The 26079-nt window shown below is 70.4% G+C and carries 24 protein-coding genes; 13 read left to right on the top strand and 11 right to left on the bottom strand.

Annotated features, from left to right (window positions below):
- Nucleotides 1-55: 55 nt before the first annotated feature.
- On the top strand, nt 56-1090 hold the full coding sequence (locus tag JIX56_RS33790; protein ID WP_306819896.1) for a LacI family DNA-binding transcriptional regulator: 1035 nt from the start codon (nt 56-58) through the stop codon (nt 1088-1090).
- Nucleotides 1091-1222: 132 nt separating this feature from the next.
- Nucleotides 1223-2101 carry a phosphatase PAP2 family protein gene (locus JIX56_RS33785; protein WP_257546202.1) on the top strand — a complete coding sequence of 293 codons (879 nt, stop codon included), beginning with the start codon at nt 1223-1225 and terminating at the stop codon, nt 2099-2101.
- Here the strand turns inward: JIX56_RS33785 and JIX56_RS33780 are convergent.
- Nucleotides 2091-3023 (bottom strand): LysR family transcriptional regulator, encoded by a 933-nt coding sequence (locus JIX56_RS33780; protein ID WP_257546200.1) that lies wholly within the window; start codon nt 3021-3023, stop codon nt 2091-2093. The genes JIX56_RS33785 and JIX56_RS33780 overlap by 11 nt on opposite strands.
- A 72-nt stretch (nt 3024-3095) precedes the next feature.
- On the opposite strand from JIX56_RS33780, the gene JIX56_RS33775 reads away from it, so the two are divergent.
- A complete protein-coding gene (locus tag JIX56_RS33775; protein WP_257546198.1) occupies nt 3096-4025 on the top strand; it encodes a DMT family transporter in 930 nt (309 codons plus the stop codon).
- Nucleotides 4026-4068: 43 nt separating this feature from the next.
- Here the strand turns inward: JIX56_RS33775 and JIX56_RS33770 are convergent, their stop codons facing one another.
- From JIX56_RS33770 to JIX56_RS33760, 3 genes are all read right to left on the bottom strand, one after another.
- Nucleotides 4069-7116: a bifunctional [glutamine synthetase] adenylyltransferase/[glutamine synthetase]-adenylyl-L-tyrosine phosphorylase gene (locus JIX56_RS33770; RefSeq protein ID WP_257546196.1), complete on the bottom strand. Its 3048-nt coding sequence runs from the start codon at nt 7114-7116 to the stop codon at nt 4069-4071.
- Between the two features lie 552 nt (nt 7117-7668).
- The gene (locus tag JIX56_RS33765) at nt 7669-7953 is read right to left on the bottom strand and encodes a DUF7848 domain-containing protein (RefSeq protein ID WP_257546194.1); all 285 of its coding nucleotides are present in this window, start codon (nt 7951-7953) and stop codon (nt 7669-7671) included.
- A 259-nt stretch (nt 7954-8212) separates the two neighbouring features.
- A complete protein-coding gene (locus JIX56_RS33760; protein WP_257546192.1) occupies nt 8213-8404 on the bottom strand; it encodes a hypothetical protein in 192 nt (63 codons plus the stop codon).
- Between the two features lie 497 nt (nt 8405-8901).
- Here JIX56_RS33760 and JIX56_RS33755 point away from each other — a divergent pair, with 497 nt between their 5' ends.
- The 5 genes from JIX56_RS33755 (at nt 8902) to JIX56_RS33735 (ending at nt 12330) form a co-directional block, all read left to right on the top strand.
- The gene (locus tag JIX56_RS33755; protein WP_257546191.1) at nt 8902-9672 is read left to right on the top strand and encodes a helix-turn-helix domain-containing protein; all 771 of its coding nucleotides are present in this window, start codon (nt 8902-8904) and stop codon (nt 9670-9672) included.
- A gap of 80 nt (nt 9673-9752) precedes the next feature.
- Nucleotides 9753-10268 carry a pyridoxamine 5'-phosphate oxidase family protein gene (locus tag JIX56_RS33750; protein WP_257546190.1) on the top strand — a complete coding sequence of 172 codons (516 nt, stop codon included), beginning with the start codon at nt 9753-9755 and terminating at the stop codon, nt 10266-10268.
- A gap of 64 nt (nt 10269-10332) precedes the next feature.
- Nucleotides 10333-10779 carry a VOC family protein gene (locus JIX56_RS33745; protein WP_257546189.1) on the top strand — a complete coding sequence of 149 codons (447 nt, stop codon included), beginning with the start codon at nt 10333-10335 and terminating at the stop codon, nt 10777-10779.
- A gap of 633 nt (nt 10780-11412) precedes the next feature.
- A complete protein-coding gene (locus JIX56_RS33740; protein ID WP_257546188.1) occupies nt 11413-12024 on the top strand; it encodes a DUF6313 family protein in 612 nt (203 codons plus the stop codon).
- Nucleotides 12025-12042: 18 nt separating this feature from the next.
- Complete coding sequence (locus JIX56_RS33735) at nt 12043-12330, top strand: hypothetical protein (RefSeq protein WP_257546187.1); 288 nt, start codon at nt 12043-12045, stop codon at nt 12328-12330.
- A 23-nt stretch (nt 12331-12353) separates the two neighbouring features.
- On the opposite strand, the gene JIX56_RS33730 is transcribed toward JIX56_RS33735, so the two are convergent.
- Both JIX56_RS33730 and JIX56_RS33725 read right to left on the bottom strand, forming a co-directional pair.
- Entirely contained in the window at nt 12354-12848 is a 495-nt protein-coding gene (locus JIX56_RS33730) for a hypothetical protein (RefSeq protein WP_257546186.1), read from the bottom strand.
- A 118-nt stretch (nt 12849-12966) separates the two neighbouring features.
- The gene (locus JIX56_RS33725) at nt 12967-14328 is read right to left on the bottom strand and encodes a glutamine synthetase family protein (RefSeq protein WP_257546185.1); all 1362 of its coding nucleotides are present in this window, start codon (nt 14326-14328) and stop codon (nt 12967-12969) included.
- A 356-nt stretch (nt 14329-14684) separates the two neighbouring features.
- Here JIX56_RS33725 and JIX56_RS33720 point away from each other — a divergent pair, with 356 nt between their 5' ends.
- Entirely contained in the window at nt 14685-15878 is a 1194-nt protein-coding gene (locus JIX56_RS33720) for a globin domain-containing protein (RefSeq protein WP_257546184.1), read from the top strand.
- 24 nt (nt 15879-15902) lie between these two features.
- Here JIX56_RS33720 and JIX56_RS33715 read toward each other — a convergent pair whose 3' ends face one another.
- Nucleotides 15903-16337 carry an RrF2 family transcriptional regulator gene (locus tag JIX56_RS33715; RefSeq protein ID WP_257546183.1) on the bottom strand — a complete coding sequence of 145 codons (435 nt, stop codon included), beginning with the start codon at nt 16335-16337 and terminating at the stop codon, nt 15903-15905.
- 193 nt (nt 16338-16530) lie between these two features.
- Here JIX56_RS33715 and JIX56_RS33710 point away from each other — a divergent pair, with 193 nt between their 5' ends.
- From JIX56_RS33710 to JIX56_RS33700, 3 genes are all read left to right on the top strand, one after another.
- Nucleotides 16531-17190: a DUF3105 domain-containing protein gene (locus JIX56_RS33710; protein WP_257546182.1), complete on the top strand. Its 660-nt coding sequence runs from the start codon at nt 16531-16533 to the stop codon at nt 17188-17190.
- A gap of 24 nt (nt 17191-17214) precedes the next feature.
- Nucleotides 17215-17835 carry a DUF305 domain-containing protein gene (locus JIX56_RS33705; RefSeq protein ID WP_257546181.1) on the top strand — a complete coding sequence of 207 codons (621 nt, stop codon included), beginning with the start codon at nt 17215-17217 and terminating at the stop codon, nt 17833-17835.
- Nucleotides 17836-17942: 107 nt separating this feature from the next.
- Nucleotides 17943-19697 (top strand): NAD+ synthase, encoded by a 1755-nt coding sequence (locus JIX56_RS33700; protein WP_257546180.1) that lies wholly within the window; start codon nt 17943-17945, stop codon nt 19695-19697.
- A 58-nt stretch (nt 19698-19755) separates the two neighbouring features.
- Here the strand turns inward: JIX56_RS33700 and JIX56_RS33695 are convergent, their stop codons facing one another.
- From JIX56_RS33695 to JIX56_RS33680, 4 genes are all read right to left on the bottom strand, one after another.
- The gene (locus JIX56_RS33695; RefSeq protein WP_257546179.1) at nt 19756-20991 is read right to left on the bottom strand and encodes an MFS transporter; all 1236 of its coding nucleotides are present in this window, start codon (nt 20989-20991) and stop codon (nt 19756-19758) included.
- Nucleotides 20992-21114: 123 nt separating this feature from the next.
- The gene (locus JIX56_RS33690) at nt 21115-22164 is read right to left on the bottom strand and encodes an endonuclease/exonuclease/phosphatase family protein (protein WP_257546178.1); all 1050 of its coding nucleotides are present in this window, start codon (nt 22162-22164) and stop codon (nt 21115-21117) included.
- Between the two features lie 255 nt (nt 22165-22419).
- The gene (locus JIX56_RS33685) at nt 22420-23052 is read right to left on the bottom strand and encodes a TetR/AcrR family transcriptional regulator (RefSeq protein WP_257546177.1); all 633 of its coding nucleotides are present in this window, start codon (nt 23050-23052) and stop codon (nt 22420-22422) included.
- 60 nt (nt 23053-23112) lie between these two features.
- A complete protein-coding gene (locus JIX56_RS33680; RefSeq protein WP_257546176.1) occupies nt 23113-24690 on the bottom strand; it encodes an MFS transporter in 1578 nt (525 codons plus the stop codon).
- 200 nt (nt 24691-24890) lie between these two features.
- Between JIX56_RS33680 and panB the strand changes: the two genes are divergently transcribed.
- Nucleotides 24891-25778 carry a 3-methyl-2-oxobutanoate hydroxymethyltransferase gene (panB, locus tag JIX56_RS33675; protein ID WP_257546175.1) on the top strand — a complete coding sequence of 296 codons (888 nt, stop codon included), beginning with the start codon at nt 24891-24893 and terminating at the stop codon, nt 25776-25778.
- Nucleotides 25779-26079: the final 301 nt, after the last annotated feature.

Genomic DNA, 26079 nt, shown 5'->3' with positions numbered 1-26079 from the left:
CACCCGCCGCCGGGCCGGTGGGCAAGGGGACACCTGGCCGGTACAGTCCAGTCCTGTGACCACACGGCTTGCCGACATCGCAGCCCAGGCGGGGGTCAGCGAGGCGACTGTCAGCCGCGTCCTGAACGGGAAGCCGGGCGTCGCCGCCACCACTCGCCAGTCCGTTCTGGCCGCCCTCGACGTCCTGGGCTACGAGCGGCCCGTACGGCTGCGTCAGCGCAGCGCGGGCCTGGTGGGCCTGATAACCCCGGAGCTGGAGAACCCCATATTCCCGGCCCTGGCCCAGGTCATCGGCCAGGCGCTGACCCGGCAGGGCTACACCCCGGTCCTCGCCACGCAGACCCCCGGGGGATCCACCGAGGACGAGCTGACCGAGATGCTCGTCGACCGCGGGGTCGCCGGCATCATCTTCGTCTCCGGTCTGCACGCCGACACCTCCGCCGACATGCAGCGTTACGAGCAACTGCGCGCCCAGGGCGTGCCGTTCGTCCTCGTCGACGGCTTCTCGCCGAAGGTCCAGGCCCCCTTCATCTCCCCGGACGACCGCGCGGCGATGGCCCTCGCGGTGACGCATCTGGTGTCGCTGGGGCACACGAGGATAGGTCTGGCCCTGGGCCCCAAGCGCTTCGTCCCGGTCCAGCGCAAGATCGAGGGCTTCGTCCGCACGATGCGGGACCAGCTGGGCCTGAACGCCGCGGACGTCGAGTCCGATCTCGTCCAGCACTCCCTGTACACCCTGGAGGGCGGCCAGGCGGCGGCCATGGCGCTCATCGACCGGGACTGTACGGCGGTGGTGTGCGCGAGCGACATGATGGCACTCGGCGCGATCCGGGCGGCCCGGCAGCGGGGCCTTGAGGTGCCGCGGGACGTCTCGGTGGTCGGCTTCGACGACTCCCCCTTGATCGCCTTCACCGATCCCCCGCTGACGACGGTCCGCAAGCCCGTCCCGGCCATGGGTCAGGCGGCGGTGCGTACGTTGCTGGAGGAGATCGGCGGGACACCGGCGCCGCACAGTGAGTTCGTGTTCATGCCGGAGCTGGTGGTGCGGGGTTCGACCGCTTCGGCTCCTGGGGACCGGAGTCGTACCTGAGAGGGAGAAAGCGGAGGCCGATGCCATACGTGCGTAGGAGACGACCCCCCGCGGTACCCCGAAGAACGTGCGCAGTGAACCCGACCAGAGGATGATCGGTGGGGAACGGCTTATCTGGCAGACTCTGTGCCCATGGGTGACTCGACCGTGACGACACTGGAGGAAGGCCGGGAGCAGGCCGCTCCGCGGCCCGTCATGGGCGCGCAGGGGCAGGTGTTCCTGCACCGGCTGAGGGCTCCGCGTCGCCCACGTTTCTGGTTCGAGATCCTGCTGATCGCGGTGAGTTACTGGACATACTCGCTGATCCGCAACGCGGTCCCCGAGCAGAAGGCCCAGGCGCTCAGCAACGCCGACTGGATCTGGAAGGTGGAGCACCACCTCGGGATCGCGGTCGAGGACACCGTCAACCACGCGGTGAACTCGGTGACATGGCTGATCGTCGGCATGAACTACTACTACGCGACACTGCACTTCATCGTCACGCTCAGTGTCCTCGTGTGGCTCTACCGTAGTCATCCCGGCCGTTACGCGGCGACGCGCCTGGTGCTCTTCGCCACAACGGCGGTCGCCCTGGTCGGCTACTACTTCTACCCGCTGGCCCCGCCCCGCCTGATGACGAGCGAGACCTTCGTCGACACGGTCGTCGTCCACCAGACCTGGGGCTCCATGGCCTCCGGCGACCTGAAGAACATGTCGAACCAGTACGCGGCCATGCCGTCCATGCACATCGGCTGGTCGCTGTGGTGCGGGTTGACGATCTTCGCGCTGGCGTCGGTGCCGTGGGTGCGGGTGCTGGGACTGCTCTACCCCACGCTGACGCTCGTCGTCATCGTCGCGACGGCCAACCACTTCTGGCTGGACGCGGTGGGCGGGATGCTCTGCCTCGCGTTCGGCTTCGGAGTGACCTGGGTCTGGTACGGCGCGTTGCCGTACGCGCTGCCTCGGTATGTGGCGGGGAGCGGTGGGGTGCCGGAGTTGGCACCGGTCAAGACATCACCGGTCAAGACATAGAGCCGCAGCCGGGGGTCGCTTGCTGCGGGCCCGAGGCTTCGGCGGCGTCCCGGAGCGCCCGTACGAAGGTCCTGAGGGCGGGTTGCGGCGGAGCCGTCTCCCGTACGGCCGCGTGGATGGAGCGCTGGGGTTCCGGTGCTGTGAGTCGGCGTACGGCGACGTCCGGGTGGCGGCTGCCCAGGCCGAGCCGGGGGACGAGGGCGACACCCAGGCCGGCGGCGACGAAACCCTGCGCGGTGATGTAGTCCTCGCTCTCCACCACGAACCGGGGCCTGAAACCGGCCTCGGCACACGCCTCCAGCTGGGCGTCCAGGCAGGGGCCGGGCCATTCGCTGCCGACCCAGGGCTCGTCGGCGAGGTCGGCCAGTTCGAGGGCGGCCCGGTCGGCGAGGGGGTGCGCGGCGGGCAGTACGGCGAAGTAGGTGTCGTCGAGCAGGTGCAGCAGCCGTACGCCGTCAGGGTCTGCCCCGCGCGGCCGTACGACGAGTGCGAGGTCGGCCCGTCCCTCCTTCACGGCCGGGAGCGGGTCGTCGGGGTCGATGAGCTTCAGCTCGACCTGGACACCGGGGTGCTCGGCGCGCAGCCGGGCGACGGCGGGGGCGACCAGTGGGGCGCCGGCCGTGGCGAAGTACCGGACGGCGAGCCGCCCTGTCCGTCCCGTCCGCAGATCGGCCAGCGCGGTCTCCGCCTCGGCGACCTGCCGGCCGATCGTGTCGGCGTACTCGGTGAGCAGCAGCCCGGCGGCCGTGGGCCGGACCCCGCGCCCGACCCGCTCCAGCAGTGCGATCCCGGCCTCCTTCTCCAGTGCCGCGATCTGCTGGCTGATCGCGGAGGGGGTGTAGCCGAGGGTGGTCGCGGCCGCCGTCACGGAGCCGCTGGTCACGACGGTCCTGAGCACCTGCATTCGTCGCACATCAAGCATGTAGTACAGCTTAAAGGTATGTGTGTGATTCTTCGCTTGTCCTTACCTGTGCTGGTGCACGACGGTTGAGCCATGCCTCTCGCGTCCACGCTCCGTATGGCCCTGCTCGCCCTTCTCTGGGGTTCCGGCTTCCTCTGGATCAAGCTCGCCCTCAATCACGGCCTGTCCCCGCTCCAGATCACGGTCGTACGGTGCGCGCTGGGTGCCGGGGTGCTGCTGGTGCTGGCCCTCGCCGCGCGTCAGCGCCTGCCGCGCGACCGGCGGACGTGGGCCCATCTGCTGGTGGCGGCCTTCTTCTGCAACGCCCTGCCGTTCGCTCTCTTCAGCATCGGCGAGCAGACGGTCGACTCGGGCACGGCGGGTGTCCTCAACGCCACGACACCGCTGTGGTCTCTGCTCCTCGGCCTCCTCATCGGCACGGACCGGCCCCTCTCCCCCGCCCGCCTCGCCGGCCTCCTGTCCGGCTTCGCCGGGGTGCTGCTGATCTTCGCGCCCTGGCAGCGGGCGGGGCTGGTGACCGGGGGCGCGCTCATCCTGCTGGGGGCGGCGGTCAGCTATGCGGTGGCCTTCGCGTACATGGGCCGCCATCTGACCGGTCGGGACGCCCCGCTGGCGGTCTCCGCCGCGCAGCTCCTCGCGGCGACGGGCTGGACGGCCCTCGCGCTGCCCGCCGGGGGCTCCGGCGGGGCCGGGGTGGACATGACCGCCGTCGTCGCGGTGACCGTCCTGGGGATCTTCGGTACCGGCGTGACCTTCTACCTCAACTACCGGCTGATCGCGGACGAGGGGGCGACGAGCGCGGCGACGGTGGGCTATCTGCTGCCGGTGGTGTCGGTCGCGCTGGGCGCGCTGTTCCTCGACGAACGGGTCGGGCTCCGGGTGATCGCGGGGATGGTCGTGGTCCTGACGGGCGTGGCCCTGACCCGGCCTCGCGGGGCGTCGGGGCGGGGGTGGCTCAGGCCGGCTGCGGCTGGGACCGGTGGGCCGGCCATGCGGCGGTGAAGGGCCGTGGGCCGGGGCGCCGGCCGCACGGTCGGTGACCGCGTCACGCCCCGTAGAACAACTCGTCCACCACGGCCCGCGCCCGCCGCGTGATGCGGCGGTAGTCGTCGAGCATGTCGCCCACATGACCGGGCCCGTACCCCAAGTACCGTCCCACGGCGGCGAGTTCGCGGCCGTCGGACGGGAACGTGTCGCCCGCCCGGCCTCGTACGAGCATCACGGCGTTGCGTACGCGTGTGGCCAGTACCCAGGCCTCGTCCAGTATGGCCGCGTCCTCGGCGCTCACCAGCTCGGCCGCGCGGGCCGCGGCCAGGGCCTCGCGGGTGCGGGTCGTGCGCAGGCCCGACTCGCGCCAGCCGTACCGGAGTTGGAGGAGCTGGACGGTCCACTCCACGTCGGACAGGCCGCCGCGTCCGAGCTTGGTGTGGAGCGTCGGGTCGGCGCCGCGCGGCATGCGCTCCGTCTCCATGCGGGCCTTCAGGCGCCGGATCTCGCGTGCGGCGTCGTCGCCGAGCCCTTCCGCCGGATACCGCAGCGGATCGATGAGGTCGATGAAGCGGCGGCCCAACTCCTCGTCCCCGGCGACGGGTTCGGCGCGCAGCAGAGCATGCGACTCCCACACCAGGGACCACCGGCGGTAGTAGGCCTCGTACGACTTCAGGGTCCGTACGAGCGGCCCGGACTTGCCCTCGGGCCGCAGGTCGGCGTCGATGAGGAGGGGCGGGTCGGCGCTCGGGATCTGGAGCAGGCGGCGCATCTCGGAGACGACCGTGTTCGCGGCGCGGGCCGCCTCGTGTTCGTCGGCGCCCTCCCGCGGCTCGTGGACGAACAGGACGTCGGCGTCGGAGCCGTAGCCCAGTTCGTGGCCGCCGAAGCGGCCCATGCCGATGACGGCGAAGCGGGTGGGGAGGGTGTCGCCCCAGCCCTCGCGGACCACGGCCCGCAGCGTGCCCGCGAGGGTCGCTGCCGTGAGGTCCGAGACCGCGCCGCCGACGAGGTCGACGAGGGCGCCCTGGTCGGATGGGGGTCCCCCCGTTCGAGCGAAGCCGAGAATGGGGGAGGCCGGGGACGCCTCGGTGCCGTAGGAGCCGACGATGTCCATGGCGGCCGTACGGAAGAGTTCGCGCCGTCGGACGCCGCGCGCGGCCGTGACGGCCTGTTGGGCGCCGTCGGCGCGGCCGACCGCGGAGAGTATCTCCTGCTCCAGGTGGGCGCGTGTCCGGGGTTCGAGCCCGCCGGCGCCACCGGCGACGCCGTCCCCGTCGCCGAGGAGGGAGACGGCTTCGGGGGCGCGCATGAGGAGGTCGGGGGCGAGGCGCCCGGCGGACAGGACCCGGGCGAGGTTCTCGGCGGCGGCGCCTTCGTCGCGCAACAGCCGTAGGTACCAAGGGGTTCTGCCGAGGGCGTCCGAGACCTTGCGGAAGTTGAGGAGCCCGGCGTCGGGGTTGGCGGAGTCGGCGAACCAGCCCAACAGGACGGGCAGGAGCGTGCGTTGGATGGCTGCCTTGCGGGAGACGCCGGAGGCCAGGGCCTCCAGGTGGCGGAGGGCGGCGGCCGGGTCGGCGTAGCCCAGGGCGACGAGGCGTTCGCGGGCCGCGTCGGCGCTCAACCTGGTCTCACCGGGGGCGAGTTGGGCGACGGCGTCGAGGAGCGGGCGGTAGAAGAGCTTCTCGTGCAGACGGCGTACGACGGCCGCGTGCCGCCGCCACTCGCGGTTCAGCTCGGCGACCGGATCGATGCGCAGGCCCAGCGAACGGCCGATGCGCCGCAGGTCGTTCTCGTCCTCGGGGACGAGGTGGGTGCGGCGCAGGCGGAAGAGCTGGATGCGGTGTTCCATGGAGCGCAGAAAGCGGTACGCGGCGTCGAGTTGGGCCGCGTCCGTCCGTCCCACATATCCGCCGGCGGCCAGCGCGCCCAGCGCGTCGAGCGTGGTTCCGCTGCGCAGGGAGGTGTCCCCGCGTCCGTGCACGAGCTGGAGCAGCTGCACGGCGAACTCGACGTCCCGCAACCCGCCGGGCCCCAGCTTGAGTTGCCGGTCGACCTCGGCGACCGGGATGGTCTCGACGACCCGGCGCCGCATGCGCTGCACGTCGGGGACGAAGTTCTCCCGCTCGGCGGCCTTCCAGACGAGCGGTTCGAGCGCGGCGACGTACTCCGCGCCCAGTTCGAGGTCCCCCGCGACCGGCCGGGCCTTGAGCAGCGCCTGGAACTCCCAGGTCTTCGCCCACCGCTGGTAGTAGGCGAGATGGCTGCTCAGTGTCCGTACGAGCGGGCCGTTGCGCCCCTCCGGCCGCAGATTGGCGTCGACGGGCCAGATGCTGCCCTCGACGGTCGTCTCGGAGCAGATCCGCATCAGGTGCGAGGCGAGGCGGGTGGCGGCGCGGATCGCCTTCTGCTCGTCGGCCCCGTCCTCGGTCTCCCCCACGAAGATGACATCGACATCGGAGACGTAATTGAGCTCATGACCTCCGCACTTGCCCATCGCGATCACCGCGAGCCGGCACAGCGCCGCGTCGTCCGGCGCGGCGGCACGGGCGATCGCGAGGGCGGCGCGGAGTGTGGCGGTGGCGAGGTCGGCGAGCTCCGCGGCGGTCTGGGCGACGTCGGTCGTGCCGCAGACGTCACGGGCGGCGATGGAGAGCAGACAGCGCCGGTAGGCGACGCGGAGGGAGACGGGGTCGGTGGCTTCGGCGAGCCCCCGCTCGAACTCCTCGATCCCCGGGTGCAGGTCCTGCGGCTCGTACGTCACCAGCGCCTGCCAGTCCCGCGCGTGCCGGGCGAGGTGATCCCCGAGCGCGGCGGACGCGCCGAGCACCCCCAGCAGCCGGTCCCGCAGCGGCTTGGCCGCGATCAGCGTGTCCAGCACCGCCCGCCGTGCCGTACGGTCCGGCTGCGCCTCCAGCAGCCGGACGAGGCCCAGCAGCGCGAGATCCGGGTCGGCGGTGGCGCCCAGCGCGTCCAACAGCACGGGATCGTTCCGTACGGCCGACAGCTCCTCACTGTCCAGCAGCCGCTCGGCGGCGCTCGGATCGGTGAAACCGTGCCGCAGCAGTCGCGAGAACATGCTGCTCCTGCGCCCCGGCGCCGTCATCCCCGGCCTCCTGTCGGATCGAGCCCGATCGATCACCCGACCACCGATCACTGATCAAGGTCGTACGGGCATGAGCCTAGCCGGAGTGCTGGGGAGAAGCGTCGGGTGGCGGGGGCTCCGGTGGGGGCGGGGCCGGTGCCGCCGGGGGATCGCTGTGCCACGCCGACCTGCTGCGGGGCGGGCCAGTGCAATGCAGTGCGGTCAGGCGCCAGCAGGCACCATTCGCCGTGTCCACGGCTAATCTGCCCTGTGGCCGACGAGCAGAACAGCGGGGACGGCTCGATCCGGCGCCGTCCGTGGAACCCGGTGTTGCCGGAGCCGGTCGTGTCCACCGTTCTCCTGGAACTCGTCGGTCTCGCCTTCTCCGGGATCGTCGCCCTGGTGGCGTGGCCGTTCGGGTGGCTAACCGAGCGGCACCGGTCGGCGTGGCTGTGCCGGCTTGGTCTCTCGGCAGGGCGAAGGCTGCTTGGCGCAGCTACGGAGCGTCGCGTAGGCCGTCCCCGCTTGATGGGGCAGGGACGGCCCGTTCCGTCATCGGTGTGGTGCGGATGCTTACCTGGGCGTCTGGGTGCTCTGTGCTGCCTTCTCGCAGTAGGGATTGCCCTCCGCTGGAGACACACGCCAGAACGTCTCGGCCTTGGCCTTGAATCGCCGATGGTCAGGGTTCATGCCAGTGTGTTTGAGCGCCCAGACCTCAACGGGCAGGCGCTCGTCGTCCATGGCCGGCGACACCGCGCCGCAGGACAGGCACACCACGGAATAGACGGTTTCCGGAACCTCGTCGCCAGCATCCGGCCCCAGCGTCCATTCGGCTGCCTTGATGATCGAGCGGGTCACCGCACCCCCCTGTCGGTCCGGTGCGCGTCGGCAGGCTCGACTGCGCTTTCGCTGCGGCAGTCCGGCACGGACGGAGGCGCCGGGTGGCCATCGAGGGCACGGCACAGGGACGCGTGCAGGTGCTCAGCGTCGACGAGGGAGAGCACGAGCTCGGCGTCCGTCGCGTGCTCCCCGTTGCGGGACAGCCGTAGCGGAACGGCCAAACGGCCATCACCAGTGCGGTGCACACGGCCTCCTGGAGCGCGTTCGATCCCCCAGCTCATGACGGCCTCCCGATCCGCGCGAGCCGGTACGCGCCCCAAAGCTCCCGCCCGGTCTCGCAGCCGTCCTGCGCCTTGGGAACGCCCTTGCAGCCGACGCACTTCTTGGTGTGCTCGAACCACAGGCGGTAGGCGCGCAGCATCGGCGGCTCGACGCGCTTGGTCGCTGCTCTGGCCTCTCCGCCGCTCATCGGCTTGCCTCCGTGAACTGACCTGCCCACAGCGCTTGTCGGAGTTCGCCGGGAGCGAGAACGTAGGCGCGTACCAGCGCACCTGTCTCATCCTGTGGCCGCTGGGAGTCCGGCGGGACAGGGACTCGTCCGGCACGCCGCAGACGCGCGAGCACGAGCAAGGCGCCCCAGGTCTCCGGGGACGGCTGCGCCACATACGCAGGAGCCGTCACGAGGTCGACCGGCCGTGAGGGCGCCGCAAGGGTCCGGAGGCGTGTGCCAGGCTTCCACAGCCCCAGCAGCAGGGCTCTCACCCATTCGAGGGCTTGTGATACGAAGGTCATCGTCGGCGCTCCTACTCAGCGTTGGCCATGCCCCCGGCCGTTCCAGCGGCGCGGGGGTCTCTTGCGTCTGGCCATGCTGCCGACCCATGAAGGACGTACTTGGCCCGATTCAGGGACAGTTGGGACACCTCGGCGGTAGCGTGGAAGAACGCCCAAACGTCCCAGGGAGAAGCCTTGAACACGGCGTTACGATCAGCTATGAAGACGGCCGGTTTGTCGCCGCGGCAGTTGGCATCCCGGGTGGGCGTGTCCGGCAAGACTGTTGAACGGTGGGTTGCGGACGCCGAACTCATCCCGCACGCCAGGAACCGGGAAGACGCCTGCAAGGCGTTGGGAGTTGACGAAGAAATGATCTGGCCGAAAGCGGTGAAGGATCGACTCAAGACCGGCGGCGACCGGGAAATCATCCACTCCTATCCGTACCGATCGGCCTGCCCTTCCACGGTGTGGGGTGAGTTGGTCGCCGACGCCTCCGAGGAGCTGTTCTTCGCCGGATACACGAACTACTTCCTCTGGCTCGACCAGCCCGCGTTCGTCGACACCCTGCGCAGGAAACTCAACGGCGGATGCCACGTACGTTTCCTCCTCGGTGACCCCGACGGAGAGGTCACTCGCAACCGGGAAGCGATCGAGGACGTGGCGCTCTCGGTGTCCACACGTATCCGCATCACCCTTGAGCACCTTGCCAAGCTGGGCACACACAAAGGCCTGGAGACACGCTTCTCCGCGCCGGACGACGCGGTGAACCACGTGTCCCTGTCTGTGTTCCGCTTTGACAATCAAGCGCTGGTCACTCCGCACCTTGCGCGGCTGGTCGGGCACGACTCGCCGCTCCTGCACCTCCGGAAACACAGCGCCGGCGGAATGTTCGACCGATTTGCGGAACACGCCGAGGAACTGTGGGCTAGGGGTGTGCAGCCAGACCGCGCGCCCACGACGTCCTGACCGCCCGATCGCCTGCTCGATTAGTTTCCGGGCCCTGCGGAGTCTGCCCTGTAGCGACAGGCGACAGGAAGAGACAGCCCATGTCGAACACCAGCACCCCGCAGACCCGGCTCGACCCCCGCTACAGCGACCCGTCCGCCGCCGCGATCCCCTGGCCGGAGGCCGAGGCGCGGCTCTCCGCGGCCGAGCTGTTCTGGATCTCGACGGTGCGGCCGGACGGGCGGCCGCATGTGACGCCGTTGCCCACGGTGTGGTCGGAGGGGGCGCTGCATTTCTGTACCGGCCCAAAGGAGCGGAAGGCGAAGAACCTGGCGGAGAACCCGGCCGTCGTGCTGACGACCGGCACGAACACGTGGGACAAGGGTTACGACCTGGTCGTGGAGGGCGAGGCCGTACGCGTGGCCGATGACGGGCGGCTGCGGGAGCTGGCCGCCGCGTGGGAGGCGAAGTACGGCAGCTTCTGGCACTTCGACGTACGGGAGGGGTATTTCCACCACGGTGCGGGACGCGCCTTGGTCTTCGCGGTGGCGCCCGGCACGGTTTTCGGCTTCGGTAAGGGGGAGCCGTTCAGCCAGACGCGGTGGCGGTTCGGCTGATACGAAGAAGCGATACGAACTTGTGCACAGGCGCTCCCGTCAACGGCGACTTGGAGGACCAGGGATGCAGTACACGCTCGAAGTGATTCCGCTGCCCGTGAGCGACATCGACCGGGCCCGGGACTTCTACCGGGACAAGGTCGGTTTCCATGTCGACATCGACCAGGAGGTCATGCCGGGCATGCGGATCGTCCAGCTGACGCCACCGGGCTCCGGCTGTTCGATCGCCCTCGGCGACACCATCTGGGACATGGCCCAGGGCCCCAAGCCTGCCCCCGGCTCCTACCAAGGCCTCCAACTGTGCGTCGCCGACATCAAGGCCGCCCGCGCCGAGCTCCTCGAACGCGGCCTCGACGTCTCCGAACCCGTCCAGTACGCCCCCGACGACGGCGCCACGTTCATGTACTTCAAGGACCCGGACGGCAATGGCTGGGGCATCCAGGAGTACCGGCGCCGGGCGACGGAGCCGCTGCATCAGGTGCTGGCGGATCTGGCGAAGCAGCAGCAATAGCGGTCGCATCCGAAGGGGGCGGTCTCCCCACAGGACGGCTCGCGGGAGAGTCGCCCCCTTCGGGAAGCCCGGCCTGGAGCCGTTGGAGCCCGGTCAGGAGCGGGTTCTCGCGGTGCGGATCACCCGGGAGGGCTGGGGGAGGCGCTGCCCCGGGCCACGTCGGCGACCGCCGATCCGGCGGCCGTGGCCCGGGCGGCCGTGCACGTCCAGGGGCCCGGAGCGCTCGCCGCGCCGAGCGGCGCTGAACCACTACAGCGTCCGGGTGGGCACAGGCCGCCACCTGGATCGTCGGCCTCGCCGATCTCATCCTCAGGTCCGCGCGTCCGCGACACTGCTGCGGACGCGACACTGCTGCGGACCGGGCATGCCGCCAAGGCCCATCGGCTGTTCCCCACGGAGCGCGCCCACCCACTGCCCAGGGCACTGGACGACCTCATGGGACGGCGCAGGGCCTCAAGAGAGATGGCGGGCCGGCGGTCCGCAACCCCTGCGACCCCTGCAACCGCAGCACACACCGGTGCGTGCTCTATCACGTCACGGAATGTGCCTGCCTGAAGGGCTACTCGCTTGTCGCCACCGCCCCCGCTTCCCACCGCCCTCACCCCACCGGCGCGGCAATCGTTCGCAGCAAGGGTGCGCCGTCTCTTCCGCTCCCGCAAAGCGCTCTCCGGTGTCACCCAGTGGTTCATCGACTGGGGACTCCCCATCGGTGGGTTCGTCCTGCTGATCTGGATCTACTCGGCCGTACGCAGTGACCTCGGTTGGAAAAAGGTCTACCTGGTCTTCGCCCTCATCGAAAAGCCGCCCGACCATCTGACGGCCCGGATCGCCTCCCTCATCGGCTGGTTGGTCGTGCCCGCCCTGATCGGCGGTGTGGCCGGTCATGTGATCGCCACCCGTATGCAGCGCGTCAAGGACATCGCCACCAACAACCTGTTTATGACCAGGACTTGGGGCCAGCGCTTACGGCCCCCGGGACGGATCACCTACCTGGGAAGCCTGTTCGGGAAGTCCCTGCAGGACCAGCAGCTACTGGACACCTACGTGCGGGTCATCCATCGAGGTGACTGGAGAACGGCCCAGGATCACTGGGAAGTTCTGGTCCGCGACATCATGTGCACGGCCGAGCTGGCGGATCTGCACCGACGCGACACTCTGGAAGCCGCGGAGAGCTTCGCCCAAGCGGTCCTGTGGATGCCGGCGTTCAAGGACAAGTGCCTTGTGTGCACGGCCCCCGGACACTAGTCGAGGAAGGCAAACCTGATGCAGACCCGAAGTGCCGTGGAGATCGCCCGCGCAGCGCTGCGTGAAACGTTCAGTACCGCTACGGAAGAAGGACTGGACAACGCGGCCCGGCAACTGGTGCGTTGGGGCCTGGAAGGCCACGGTCGACACCTCGGCACCGACAGCGCGGCCCTGATGTATGTCGACCTCGCGCAAGTCGCCGATGAGAACCCGGAGATGATTCCGCCAAGGGTGTACGAGGCGGCGGAAAGCGCGGACGTACGCCGGACGTGGCGCCGCCCCTCCGCCGGTCCCGGGCGGCAATGACCTGCCCGGCTCCGGCACTCACATCAGACGGCCCCTGTGCCGGCGTACCGGCAGCCTTCGAGTCGGCGGTACCACCAGACATGGGGGCGCCACCCCCGTCGGACGTGGACGAACGGGTCCGGCAGGGTGCGTTCCAAATACACGGCGTCGAGGGAGGCGACCAGGCGGCCCAGCTCGGCGCGGGCGCGTGGGGGCAGGTTCCGCAGGGCCGTCCCGAGCATGTCTCGAGCGTGTCTGACGTCCCTGAGGGAGCAGCCTCGGCACGAGCAGTCGTCCAGGAACGGGTAGCGCGGCCGGCGGCCCGGCGGCCCCAGGAAGGCCCGGTAGCGCCGCAGCGCGACGGCGGTCACGCCGGGGAAGACGTAGTAGTCGGTCGACAACGCCTCGTACCGGTGTACGGCGAGACTGGTGCCGGCCGAGAGGCCGTGGATACGGTCCCCGGCGGGGCTGTCCCAGTTCCGGGGGCGGTCTCGAAGCCGCTGGGCGGCGCGCAGCGCGCCTGGCCGATTACGCGGCATCGGCCCTTCGTCGGTGTGCGTTCATGGAGATCATCATGCCGGTCCCCATCGGCAGACGGAAGGGGAGCCCCTCGCTCAGGGGCTCCCCTTCACCGATCACGATCCCTCACCGGGGGCCTTACAGCACAGGCAAGTTCTTCCGCAGCTCGAACGCCGTCACCTCGGAGCGGTACTCCTCCCACTCCTGGCGCTTGTTGCGCAGGAAGAAGTCGAAGACGTGCTCGCCGAGAGTTTCCGCGACCAGGTCGCTGCGCTCCATCAGCGTCAGGGCCTCGCCCAGGTTCTGGGGCAGGGGCTCGATGCCCATGGCGCGGCGTTCGGCGTCGGACAGGGCCCAGACGTCGTCCTCCGCGCCCGGCGGGAGCTCGTAGCCCTCTTCGATGCCCTTGAGGCCGGCGGCCAGGAGCATGGCGTAGGCGAGGTACGGGTTCGCGCCGGAGTCCAGGGAGCGGACCTCGACCCGCGCCGAGCCCGTCTTGCCGGGCTTGTACATGGGGACGCGGACCAGGGCCGAGCGGTTGTTGTGGCCCCAGCAGATGTACGAGGGGGCCTCGCCGCCGGCGCCGGCGGTGCGCTCGGAGCCGCCCCAGATGCGCTTGTAGGAGTTGACCCACTGGTTGGTCACCGCGGCGATCTCGGCCGCGTGCTTCAGCAGGCCCGCGATGAAGGAGCGGCCCACCTTGGAGAGCTGGTACTCCGCGCCCGACTCGTAGAACGCGTTCCGGTCGCCCTCGAAGAGGGAGAGGTGCGTGTGCATGCCGCTGCCGGGGTGCTCGCTGAACGGCTTCGGCATGAACGTCGCCTGTACGCCCTGCTCCAGCGCCACCTGCTTCATGACCAGGCGGAACGTCATGATGTTGTCCGCCGTGGAGAGCGCGTCGGCGTAGCGGAGGTCGATCTCCTGCTGGCCCGGGGCGCCCTCGTGGTGGGAGAACTCGACCGAGATGCCCATGGACTCCAGCATGGTGATCGCCTGGCGGCGGAAGTCCATGCCGACGTTGTGCGGGGTGTGGTCGAAGTAGCCGGAGTTGTCGGCCGGGGTCGGGCGGGAGCCGTCCGTCGGCTTGTCCTTCAGGAGGAAGAACTCGATCTCGGGGTGGGTGTAGAAGGTGAAGCCCAGGTCGGAGGCCTTGGCGAGGGCGCGCTTCAGGACGTAGCGCGGGTCCGCGAAGGACGGGGAGCCGTCCGGCATGAGGATGTCGCAGAACATCCGGGCGGTGCCGGGGGCCTCCGCGCGCCACGGCAGGACCTGGAAGGTCGACGGGTCCGGCTTGGCGATCATGTCGGACTCGTACACCCGGGCGAAGCCCTCGATGGCCGAGCCGTCGAAACCGATGCCTTCGTCAAACGCCTGTTCCAGCTCGGCGGGGGCCACGGCCACGGACTTCAGGAAGCCCAGCACGTCCGTGAACCACAGGCGTACGAAACGGATGTCGCGCTCCTCCAACGTACGGAGCACGAACTCCTGCTGCTTGTCCATCTTCCGCTTCCACCCATTCCTTGCTGGTCAGGCCGCCTTGCTCCCGAGCGACGGGAGACGGTCGGGCACCTGAGCATCCCACCACAACACCATTTCGTGCGCGTTGCGCACCTTCATCGGCAGACCGGCTTCCGGCTGAACGCCCGGCATACGTCACGTGTACCGCCCGTTCCGCCAGTCAACCGCTCGACCACTGCGCCGCTCAACCGCTCTGCAGCCCATCTTGCCTGCTCGATCGCGGTTCCGTAATGGCCGGCCTGCCTCGGCTCGATCCCACCCCGTTTAATTTGCATCTCATATGCAAGTTTTAATAGCGTGCCGTCCAGTCGCGGAGCAGTCGAACCCGAGGAGTCGCGATGCTGTCCGAGCAGTCCGCCGCCACCGTGCGCGCCACCCTTCCCGCCGTCGGAGCGGCGATCGGCGAGATCAGCGCACGTTTCTACGAGGGGCTGTTCGCGGCTCACCCGGAGCTCCTGCGGGATCTCTTCAACCGCGGCAACCAGGCCTCCGGCACCCAGCGCCAGGCCCTCGCGGGTGCCATCGCCGCCTTCGCGACCCATCTCGTCGAGCGCCCGGAGGACCGGCCCGACACGATGCTGCGCCGGATCGCCCACAAGCACGCGTCGCTGGGCATCGCCCCCGAGCAGTACGCGGTGGTCCACGAGCACCTCTTCGCCGCCATCGCCGAGGTGCTGGGCGAGGCCGTCACGCCGGAGGTCGGGGCCGCCTGGGACGAGGTCTACTGGCTGATGGCGAACGCGCTGATCGCGATCGAGCGAGAGCTGTACGAGACCGGCGGCGCCGGGGGCGGTTGGCGCGAGTGGGAGGTCGTCGGGCGCGTGGCGGAGACGGCCGACGTCGTCGCGCTGGAGCTGCGTCCGGCGGACGGCTCGCCCGTGCCCGTCCACCGCGCCGGACAGTACGTGTCCGTGCGGGTCGCGCTTGCGGACGGGGCCCGGCAGATACGGCAGTACAGCCTGACCGGGGCGCCCGGTGCGGACACCTGGCGGATCGCCGTGAAGCGCGTCCAGGGCGGGGCGGCACCCGACGGCGAGGTCTCGAACCACCTCCACGCGCGCGTGCGCGTCGGCGACCGGCTGCCCGTGTCGGCCCCGTACGGCGATCTGGTCCTGGACCAGGACGCCGGCGCGCCCCTGCTGCTCGCCTCGGCCGGCATCGGGGTGACCCCGATGGTCGCCGTGCTGGAGCAGCTCGCCCTCTCGGGTCACCGGGCCCCGGTGACCGTTGTGCACGCCGACCGCTCCCCCGCGGAGCACGCGCTGCGCGCCGACCAGGAGGGCTACGCGGCCAAGCTGGCCGACGCCTCCGCGCACTTCTGGTACGAGGAGCCCGAGCCGGGCCACCCGGCCGACCGCACGGGCCTGGCCGACCTGTCACGCCTGGACGTACCGACGGGCACGCGCGCGTACCTGTGCGGACCGCTGCCCTTCATGCGGGCCGTACGGGCACAGCTGATCGCCAAGGGCGTCCCTCCGGCCGACATCCACTACGAGGTCTTCGGCCCCGACCTCTGGCTGGCCCGGGATTAGGACGGGGATCGCGAAGGGGCCTGCTTACGTCGCCTGCGTGATTCCCAGCAGCAGCGGACCGGTGGGGGCCGTGACCATGTCCCCCACCGTCAGGGGGTCCAGGGAGGCATAGAAGGCCTCCTGGGCCCGGCGGAGGGCGCCGCGCAGGCGGCAGGCCGGGCTGAGGGGGCAGGGGGTGGCGCCCTCGCAGTCGACCACGTCGCCGTCGCCCTCGAAGGTGCGGACGACATGGCCGACGGACGCCTCGCGGCCCGCGTCGGTGATCGCGAGCCCGCCGCCCCGGCCGCGCCGGGCGGCCACCAGTCCCAGGTGCTGGAGCTCGGCCACGACCTTCGCGGCGTGCGTGTACGGCACTTGCATGTCCGCCGCGACGTCACGGGTCGTAGGGTTGGAATCGTCGGCGACAGCGAGCCGCATCAGGACGCGCAGGGCGAGGTCGGTGGAGCGCAACAGCCGCATACCCGCAGCGTAGATAATGCGCATCTTGGGTTCAAATTATCCGTACGGGTCCCGGCCTTCAGCCCGCGCCGGCCCACGGAACCGGGGTTCCCCGGCCAATCCTGGGCCCGCCTGCAAATTACTCGTCTTTTCACATTACGATCAGCTGAGCCGACCGCCCCAACCGACCCATCCCCCACTAAGGACGCACCCCATGGCCGCCAAGAGCAACAGCAGCGCCGAGCGCAAGGCGCGCATAGAGGCGATGCGCCGTGCCGAGCGCTCCCGCGAGCGTCGGAACCGGATCCTCACGATCGGCGCCAGTGTGCTGATAGTCGCCGGCCTCGCCGTGGGCGGGACGGTCCTGATCCGCTCGCAGTCCGACGACAGCAGCAGCACGGCCAGTGACTCCAAGGCCACGGGCAAGTGGGAGACCGGGTCGGACGGCGTGAAGACCTGGAGCACCAAGCTCACCCAGAACCACGTCACCAAGACCGTGAAGTACCCGATGGTGCCCCCGGTGGGCGGCGACCACGACCCGGTCTGGCAGAACTGCAACGGCGACGTCTACGACAAGGCCGTCAAGAACGAGAACGCCGTGCACTCCCTGGAGCACGGCGCGGTCTGGGTGACGTACAACAGCAAGGCCTCCGACGCCGACGTCAAGGCGCTCGCGGAGAAGGTCAAGGCGACCCCGTACACGCTGATGAGCCCGGTCGAGGACCAGAAGGACCCGATCATGCTCAGTGCCTGGGGCGCCCAGCGCACGGTGACGAGCGCGACCGACCCGAACCTCGACAAGTTCTTCGAGACGTACGTCCAGGGCAAGCAGACGCCCGAGCCGGGTGCGGCCTGCACCAACGGCGTCTCCTGACGGCGGCCTGGCACAGTGGGACGTATGAAGCTCATCGGTTGGGTCGCCTCGGGGGCCGCGGCGGTGCTCGTCGCGGCCGGGGCGATCACCTACGCGGTCGCCGACGGCGACGAGTCCGGGCTGAAGGCCCCCGCCGCCGACTCCGCCGACGCGGGGTTCGCCCGGGACATGGCCGTCCACCACCAGCAGGCCGTCGAGATGTCGTACATCGTGCGCGACCGGACGGACGACGAGGAGGTCCGGCGGCTCGCGTACGACATCGCGCAGACGCAGGCCAACCAGCGCGGCATGATGATCGGCTGGCTCGATCTGTGGGGGCTGCCGAAGGTGTCGTCGCAGCAGCCGATGGCCTGGATGGGCATGGGCGGCATGGCCTCCGGCGAGGACGGCTCGCTGATGCCGGGCATGGCGACGAACGCCGAGATGAAGAAGCTCGGCGAGCTCAACGGCGAGCAGGCCGAGGTCTTCTACCTCCAGCTGATGACCGACCACCACAAGGGCGGCATCCACATGGCGGAGGGCTGCGTCTCCAAGTGCGCGGTCGGCGTGGAGAAGAGGCTCGCCCAGGGCATGGTCAACGCCCAGGAGTCCGAGATCTCACTGATGACGGGCATGCTCAAGGAGCGGGGCGCCGCGCCGCGGTAGCCCTCGGCCCGAGGTGATCCGTAACCGCTGGGGCCGGGACTGTGGGACGCTCCGAAAGTGGGGCGGCCCACACCCCATAGCGTCGCTCTGACGATTACACTGGGCGCGTGCCTCAACTTCGCCTCGCCCTGAATCAGATCGACTCGACGGTCGGCGATCTCGCCGGAAACGCCGAGGCGGTCGTCCGCTGGACCCGGCACTCCGCCGAGCAGGGAGCGCACCTCGTGGCGTTCCCCGAGATGGTGCTGACCGGGTACCCCGTCGAGGACCTGGCGCTGCGCCAGTCCTTCGTGGAGGCCTCCCGCTCCGCGCTGAGGGCGCTCGCCGCGCGGCTCGCCGACGAGGGCTTCGGGGAGCTGCCGGTGGTCCTCGGCTACCTCGACCGCTCCGAGTCCGCCTCGCCGAGGTTCGGCCAGCCGGCGGGCGCGCCGCGGAACGCCGGCGCGGTGCTGCACCGGGGCGAGGTGGCGCTCACCTACGCCAAGCACCACCTCCCCAACTACGGCGTGTTCGACGAGTTCCGCTACTTCGTGCCCGGCGACACCATGCCCGTTCTGCGGCTGCACGGCGTCGACATCGCCCTCGCCATCTGCGAGGACCTCTGGCAGGACGGCGGCCGCGTCCCTGCGGCCCGGTCCGCCGGGGCCGGGCTGCTGCTCTCCATCAACGCCTCGCCGTACGAGCGCGACAAGGACGACACCCGTCTCGAACTGGTCCGCAAGCGCGCCCAGGAGGCCGGTTGCACGACCGCCTATCTGGCGATGATCGGCGGCCAGGACGAGCTGGTCTTCGACGGCGACTCGATCGTCGTCGACCAGGACGGTGAAGTGGTCGCGCGGGCGCCGCAGTTCGCGGAGGGGTGTGTCGTCCTCGACCTGGACCTCCCGGCGGGCGCCGCCGAGCCGGTCACCGGGGTCGTCGACGACGGGCTGCGCATCGACCGGCTCGTCATCTCCGAGGAGCCGCTGCCCGCGTACGAGCCGGAGCTGACCGGCGGATACGCGGAGCGCCTCGACGACGACGAGGAGGTGTACTCGGCGCTGGTGGTCGGCCTGCGGGCCTACGCGGCGAAGAACGGCTTCACGTCGGTGCTGATCGGCCTCTCCGGCGGTATCGACTCGGCCCTCGTCGCGGCGATCGCGTGCGACGCGCTCGGCGCGCAGAACGTGTACGGCGTATCCATGCCGTCGAAGTACTCGTCGGACCACTCCCAGGGCGACGCGGCGGAACTCGCGCGCCGGACGGGCCTCAACTTCCGTACGGTCCCGATCGCCCCGATGTTCGACGCCTACATGTCGTCGACGGAGCTGACGGGCCTGGCGGAGGAGAACCTCCAGTCCCGGCTCCGGGGGACGCTGTTGATGGCGATCTCCAACCAGGAGGGCCACATCGTGCTGGCGCCCGGCAACAAGTCGGAGCTGGCGGTGGGGTACTCGACGCTGTACGGCGACTCGGTCGGCGCGTACGGCCCCATCAAGGACGTGTACAAGACGTCGATCTTCCGGCTGGCCGAGTGGCGCAACCGGGCGGCGGAGGAGCGCGGCCAGACCCCGCCGATCCCGGAGAACTCCATCTCCAAGCCGCCGAGCGCCGAGCTGCGGCCGGGCCAGGTCGACACGGACTCCCTGCCGGACTACCCGGTCCTGGACGCGATCCTGGAGCTGTACGTCGACCGCGACCAGGGCGCCGACGCGATCATCGCCGCCGGCTTCGACCGCGAGCTGGTGACGAAGACCCTGCGGATGGTCGACACCGCCGAGTACAAGCGCCGCCAGTACCCGCCGGGCACGAAGATCTCCCCGAAGGGCTTCGGCAAGGACCGGCGGCTGCCCATCACGAACCGGTGGCGCGAGCAGGCGTAGCGCTCGGCCGGGTCTCACCCTTCCGTACGCGGTGGGGTCAGCGCTGGTGCTTGCCGCCTCAGACGCGTACCGTCTCCGACTCCCCCGGCACATGGGACGCCACCACGCGCCCACGAGCCTGATCGTTCCGCGGCGCGGCGACCGCGGCCCGGCGGGCGTCCACCGCGTACGCCACGCCGGCGACCGCGAGGCCGACGACCGCGAGCCCCGCTCCCACGACCGCCGGAGCCGTCGCGCCGAGGCCGGCGGCCAGGGCGAGGCCGCCGATCCAGGCGCCGCCGGCGTTGGCGAGGTTGAAGGCGGCCTGGTTGGCGGAGGAGGCTAGGGAGGGGGCGGTGGTGGCCTTCTCCATGACCATCAGCTGGAGGGGTGAGCCGGTGGCGAAGGCGGCGACGCCGAGGAGGAGGACGGCCAGGGCGGCGCTCCACTGGGCGGACATGAGGACCGGGAACAGGGCGAGGACGAGGATCAGCGATGCCAGGCCGCCGAACAGCGTGCCTCGGAGGGAGTGGTCGGCGAGGCGGCCGCCGGCCAGGTTGCCGATGGTCGCCCCTACGCCGAACAGCGCCAGCAGCAGGGTGACGCTGGTCTCGGCGTATCCGGCGGCGTCGGTGAGCATCGGCGTGATGTAGCTGTAGGCGGAGAAGAGCGCGCCGAAGCCGGCGACGGTGGTGCCGAGGGCGAGCCAGACGGGAGTTGAGCGCAGGGCGCCCAGTTCGCCGCGCAGGCCGGCCGGCCGGGTCTCCACGCGGTCCCTCGGCAGCAGCAGCGCCAGGGAGGCGATCGCCGCCAGCCCGATCGCGCTCACGCCGAGGAAGGTGGCCCGCCAGCCGAAGTGCTGGCCCACGAGGGTCGCGGCCGGTACGCCGGCGACGTTGGCGATGGTCAGCCCCAGGAACATCAGCGAGACCGAGCGGGCCTTGCGTTCCGGCGCCACCAGGGTGGTCGCGACGACCGCGCCGACGCCGAAGAAGGCACCGTGCGGCAGGCCGCTGAGGAAGCGGGCGGCGAGCAGCCAGTGCTCGTCGGGCGCGAAGGCGGACAGCGCGTTGCCGGCGACGAAGAGGACCATCAGCCCGATCAGGACCTTACGGCGGGGCATGCGGGCCGTGACCGCGGCGAGCAGCGGGGCGCCGATGACGACGCCCAGCGCGTACGCGGAGACCAGGTGGCCGGCGGCGGGGATCGAGATGCCGAGGTCGACCGCGACCTCGGGGAGGAGACCCATGATGACGAACTCGGTCGTGCCGATTCCGAAGGCTCCTACGGCGAGAGCGAGCAGGGCCAAGGGCATGGCGGGACCTTTCAGCGAGAGCGGGGGGTTCGGTTCCATCGTATGTTCAACGACGGAACAAACTCGCCCCGGAGCCCTATTTCCCGGCCCGCCCTGCCTGCCACACCCTTCCCACCAGCATGATCAGCTGCCCGACGTGTCGATCGTCACCCGCGCCGCCACCGGCAGATGGTCGCTGCCCGTCTGCGGCAGGGTCCACGACGCCGTCGGCTCCATGCCCCGGACCATGATCTGGTCGATGCGCGCCATCGGGAACGACGCGGGCCAGCTGAAGCCGAAGCCGCTGCCCGCCGCGCCCTGGGTGGAACGCATCTGGGCGGTGACGGCGTTGAGGGCGCGGTCGTTCATGGTGCCGTTGAGGTCGCCGAGGAGGGCGACCTGCTCGATCGGCTCGTCGGCGATGGCCTCGCCGAGCGCGTTCGCGCTCTTGTCGCGCTGCCGGGCGGTGAAGCCGGCCTCCAGCTTCACCCGCACCGAGGGCAGATGGGCGACGTACACGGCGACCGGCCCGTCGGGCGTGGCCACGGTGGAGCGCATCGCGCGCTCCCAGCCGAGCTTGATGTCGACGGGCTTGGTGTCGCTCATCCGGTACTTGCTCCACAGCCCGACGGTGCCCACGACCTCGTGGTACGGGTACGTCGCCGCGAGGGCCTTCTCGTACACCGGCACCGCGGTCTCGGTCAGCTCCTCCAGGGCGACCGCGTCCGCACCGGAGGAGGCGACCTCGCGGGCCGTGCCGGACGGGTCGGCGTTGTCCGCGTTGACGTTGTGGGTGACGACGGTGAAGTCGCCGCCGCCGCCGGTCTTGCTGGTGACGAGTCCGCCGAAGATGTTCAGCCAGACGATCGTGGGCAGCAGGAGCGCGATCAGCGCGGTCGCCGATTTGCGCACCAGCGCGAGGACCAGCAGCAGCGGGATCGCGACGCCCAGCCAGGGCAGGAACGTCTCCGTCAGGCTGCCGAGGTTGCCGACCGCGTTCGGGACCTGGGCGTGCAGCACCATCACCAGCGCGATGAGGACCGCGAGGACCGCGACGACGATGCCGCGCCGCCAGATCCGCCGGTCCCCTCTCCAGCCGTCGAAGAGGCGGCCGAGCAGGCGCCGAAGCCGGGATTGTTCGCGGCCCTCGCCCGTGCTGCCGCCGCCCGTCTCCGTCATGTACGCCTGCGCCATACCGTCGCCTCACTGCCTGCCGTGCACTTCATCCCCCGCGCCTGAAAACCCTAGGGGATGATCGCCGTCGTTCCCGCCGCCACAGGGCGGCCGTACGGGCACAAGGACGAACAACCCGCTGTTCGGAGTTCCGAACCGGTGGACAGGCCCCGACGTCTGTAACGAAACGCGCACATTGAACTGTGACTCACTTCGCAGACTCACTACGCAGACTCACTTCACAGACTCACTACGCAGACGCACTACTCAGACTCACTACGCAGGAGGACGAAGCCCTTCGAGCATCGTGTCGACGATGCTCTCCGCGAGATCCTCGGGGAGTTCGGCGTCCGGGCGCATGACGGTACGGACGAGCATGGGGCCGAAGACCAGATCGCCGGCCAGGTCGAGGTCCACGTCGGCGCGGAGTTCCCCGTTGGCCTGCCCCCGGCGCAGCACCTCGGTCAGGGTCCGGCGGCGCGGGGCGACGACGTCCGCGTGGTAGGCGTTCCAGATCTTGGGACTGCTCTTCATCTGGGCGATGACGTTGTGCAGGATCGCCGACGGCCGGTTGAGCAGCCCGCGCCGGCGTGCCGCCTCCATGAGGACGACCAGGTCGTCACGCATCGAGGTGCCGGGCAGCACGGGTTCCGGGGGCTCCGCGGCGCGCAGTACGTCGACGAAGAGCGCCTCCTTGCCGCTCCAGCGGCGGTAGATGGTGGCCTTGCCGACGCCCGCGGTGCGGGCCACCCGCTCGATGGACAGCTCCGAGAGCGGTACGCCCTCTTCGAGGAGCCGCATCACGCCCTCGATGATGGACCGCTCCACGGCCTCGCTCCGGGGCCGCCCCCGTACGGGGCTCCCGTCCCGGACCCGCCCGTTAGCGGCGTGGCTCTCGGCGAGGCTCAAGGTCGACTCCGTCTCTCGCGGTCGTGGGGCTGGCTCTGGTGGGACCGGACCGATTCTCTGTCAGTGATCCGCGACCACCAACTCCGGCTCCCCCTTGCCCTCCTGGCCGGCCTTCGGCCGTCCCGGCAGGAACACCGCCATCGCCACCGCGCCGAGGACGGCGATGCCGGCCCCGCACAGGGCGGTCACGTGCATGGCGTGCAGGAAGGCGTCGTGGGCCGGACCGACCAGGGCCTCGCCCCGCTCGCCGAGGCGGGCGGCGAGACCGAGGGTGGCCTCGATGGACTCGGCGGCGGCGTGCGGGGCGCCGGCGGGCAGCTCGTCCTCGATGCCGCCCCGGTAGGCGGCGGAGAGCACCGAGCCCAGGACGGCGATACCTAGGGCGCCGCCGACCTGGCGGAAGGTGTTGCTGAGCGCGGACGCGGACCCGGCCTTCTCCCGGGGCAGCGCCTGCATGATGACGACGCTCAGCGGGGTCATCACGTGCGCCATGCCCATGCCCATGAAGAAGAAGATCACTTCGAGGATCCAGATCGGCGTGGCCGCGTCCAGCACGGCGAACGCGGCCAGCATCGCGGCGATCAGCAGCATGCCCGCGGTGCACACCGCGCTGTTGCCGAAGCGGTCGACGACGAGGCGGGCGCGCGGTGCGAAGACGAGCTGCGCGACGGCCAGCGGCAGCATCAGCAGGCCGGTCTGGAGCGGCGAGTAGCCGCGCACGGTCTGGGTGTAGAAGACGGAGAAGAAGGTCACGCCCATCAGAGCGAAGAAGACCAGGCCGGTGACGCCGATGGAGGCCGCGAACACCTTGTTCCGGAAGAACGAGATGTCGATGGACGGGTGGTCGCTGCGCTTCTCGAAGACGACGAAGGCGGCGAGGACCGCGAGCCCGGCCGCGATGGTCCCGAGGACCGTGACGTCCGTGAAGTCGGCGAGCTGGCCGCCCCGGATGATGCCGTAGACCAGCAGCACGAGACCGACGACGGAGAGCAGTACGCCGACGGGGTCGATGCGGCCCGGGTTCGGGTCGCGCGAATCGGGCACCAGCCAGATCATCAGGCCCACCGCGAGGACGACGATCGGCACATTGACCAGGAAGACCGAACCCCACCAGAAGTGGTCGAGGAGGAGACCGCCGGTGATCGGGCCGATGGCGATGGCGAGGCCGACGCCGCCCGCCCAGATGCCGATGGCCTTCGGCTGCTCGTCACGCTCGAAGACGTGCATCAGGACGGCGAGGGTGGCGGGCATCACGAAGGCGGCGCCGAAGCCCATCACCGCGCGGAACACGATCAGCTCGACCGGCGAGCCCGACATGGCGGCCAGCGCCGAGCCGACACCGAAGACGACGAGGCCGCCGAGCAGCACCTTCTTGCGCCCGAGGCGGTCGCCGAGCAGGCCTGCGGAGAACAGCAGCCCCGCGAAGACGAGCGTGTAGGCGTTGATCGCCCACTCCAGCTCGCTCTGGGTGGCGCCGAGCCCGGTCGGTTCCGGGGTCGAGATGGTCTTGATGGCGACGTTGAGGATCGAGTTGTCGAGGACCACGATCAGCAGGCTCAGCATCAGCACGCCGAGAATCACCCAGCGGCGCCGGTGTACCGCCGCCGGTATGCGGGGGTCAGGGACTGCGGTAGTCATGCTGACGAGCCTAACCCTATTTCGATACGAGCCCGTCTCGTATCGTAAATCTGGGAGAATCTTTTACCCAGGTCTTACGTGCCCGGTGCCGGAGCAGTCACACGGACCGGCCCTGGCACTCTCTGGCACGAGGTGCCACCATGGATGCGGTCCGGGGACGCCGTGAGGGCGCCTCGAGATGACATGAAGGAGCCGTTGCGATGACGCAGCTTCCCGCTGCCCAGAAGCAGCCTGCGCAGGGTGTACGGCCGGCCACCGACAGCGGCAAGGCGCTGTACGGGGGCAAGAGCACCCGGCGCATCACCGTCCGCGACATCAGCGCCGCCAAAGAGCGCGGCGAGAAGTGGCCCATGCTCACCGCGTACGACGCGATGACCGCGTCCGTCTTCGACGAGGCCGGCATCCCGGTCATGCTCGTCGGCGACTCGGCGGGCAACTGCCACCTGGGGTACGAGTCGACCGTGCCCGTCACCCTCGACGAGATGACCATGCTGTCGGCCGCCGTCGTACGGGGCACGAGCCGCGCCCTGATCGTCGGCGACCTGCCCTTCGGCTCCTACCAGGAGGGTCCGGTGCAGGCGCTGCGCTCGGCGACCCGGCTGGTCAAGGAGGCCGGGGTCGGGGCGGTCAAGCTGGAGGGCGGCGAGCGGTCGCACCGCCAGATCGAGCTGCTCGTCGAGTCCGGCATCCCCGTCATGGCCCATATCGGCCTCACCCCGCAGTCCGTCAACGCGATGGGCTACCGCGTCCAGGGCCGGGGCGAGGAGGCCGCGCAACAGCTGCTGCGCGACGCCAAGGCCGTCCAGGACGCGGGCGCGTTCGCGGTCGTCCTGGAGCTGGTCCCGGCGGAGCTGGCGGCCGAGGTCACGCGGGTCCTGCACATCCCGACGGTCGGCATCGGCGCGGGCCCGGAGACCGACGCGCAGGTCCTCGTATGGACCGACATGCTCGGGCTGACCGGGGGGCGGGTGCCGAAGTTCGTGAAGAAGTACGCCGATCTGCGGGCGGTCATGGGTGACGCGGCGAAGGCGTTCGCGGAGGACGTCGTGGGAGGAACGTTCCCGCTGGAGGAGCACTCCGTGCACTAGGGCCCACCAGGGCCTAGGCACCATTGAGCCACTGCGGCACCACAGCAGCCCGCCGATCTTCCCCCGTCGGCGGGCTGCGGCTTGCCTCCGGCGGTGCGCGGGAGGGGGTGGGGGGTGCGGGGTGCGTTGGCGGGTGCGGGTGCGTGGGGGCTGGTCGCGCAGTTCCCCGCGCCCCTTGACGGCATGGGTTGCGCCCGGGGTTTCTAAGGGGCGCGGGGAACTGCGCGAGCAACCACACACCACCCGCACCCGCCAACGCACCCCCACCCCCGAGCTCCCACCCGTGTCGGTGCCGTGTCGG

It is taken from the genome of Streptomyces sp. CA-210063 (genome assembly GCF_024612015.1).
Lineage (GTDB): Bacteria > Actinomycetota > Actinomycetes > Streptomycetales > Streptomycetaceae > Streptomyces.
This window is presented reverse-complemented; position numbering and strand designations above follow the sequence as displayed.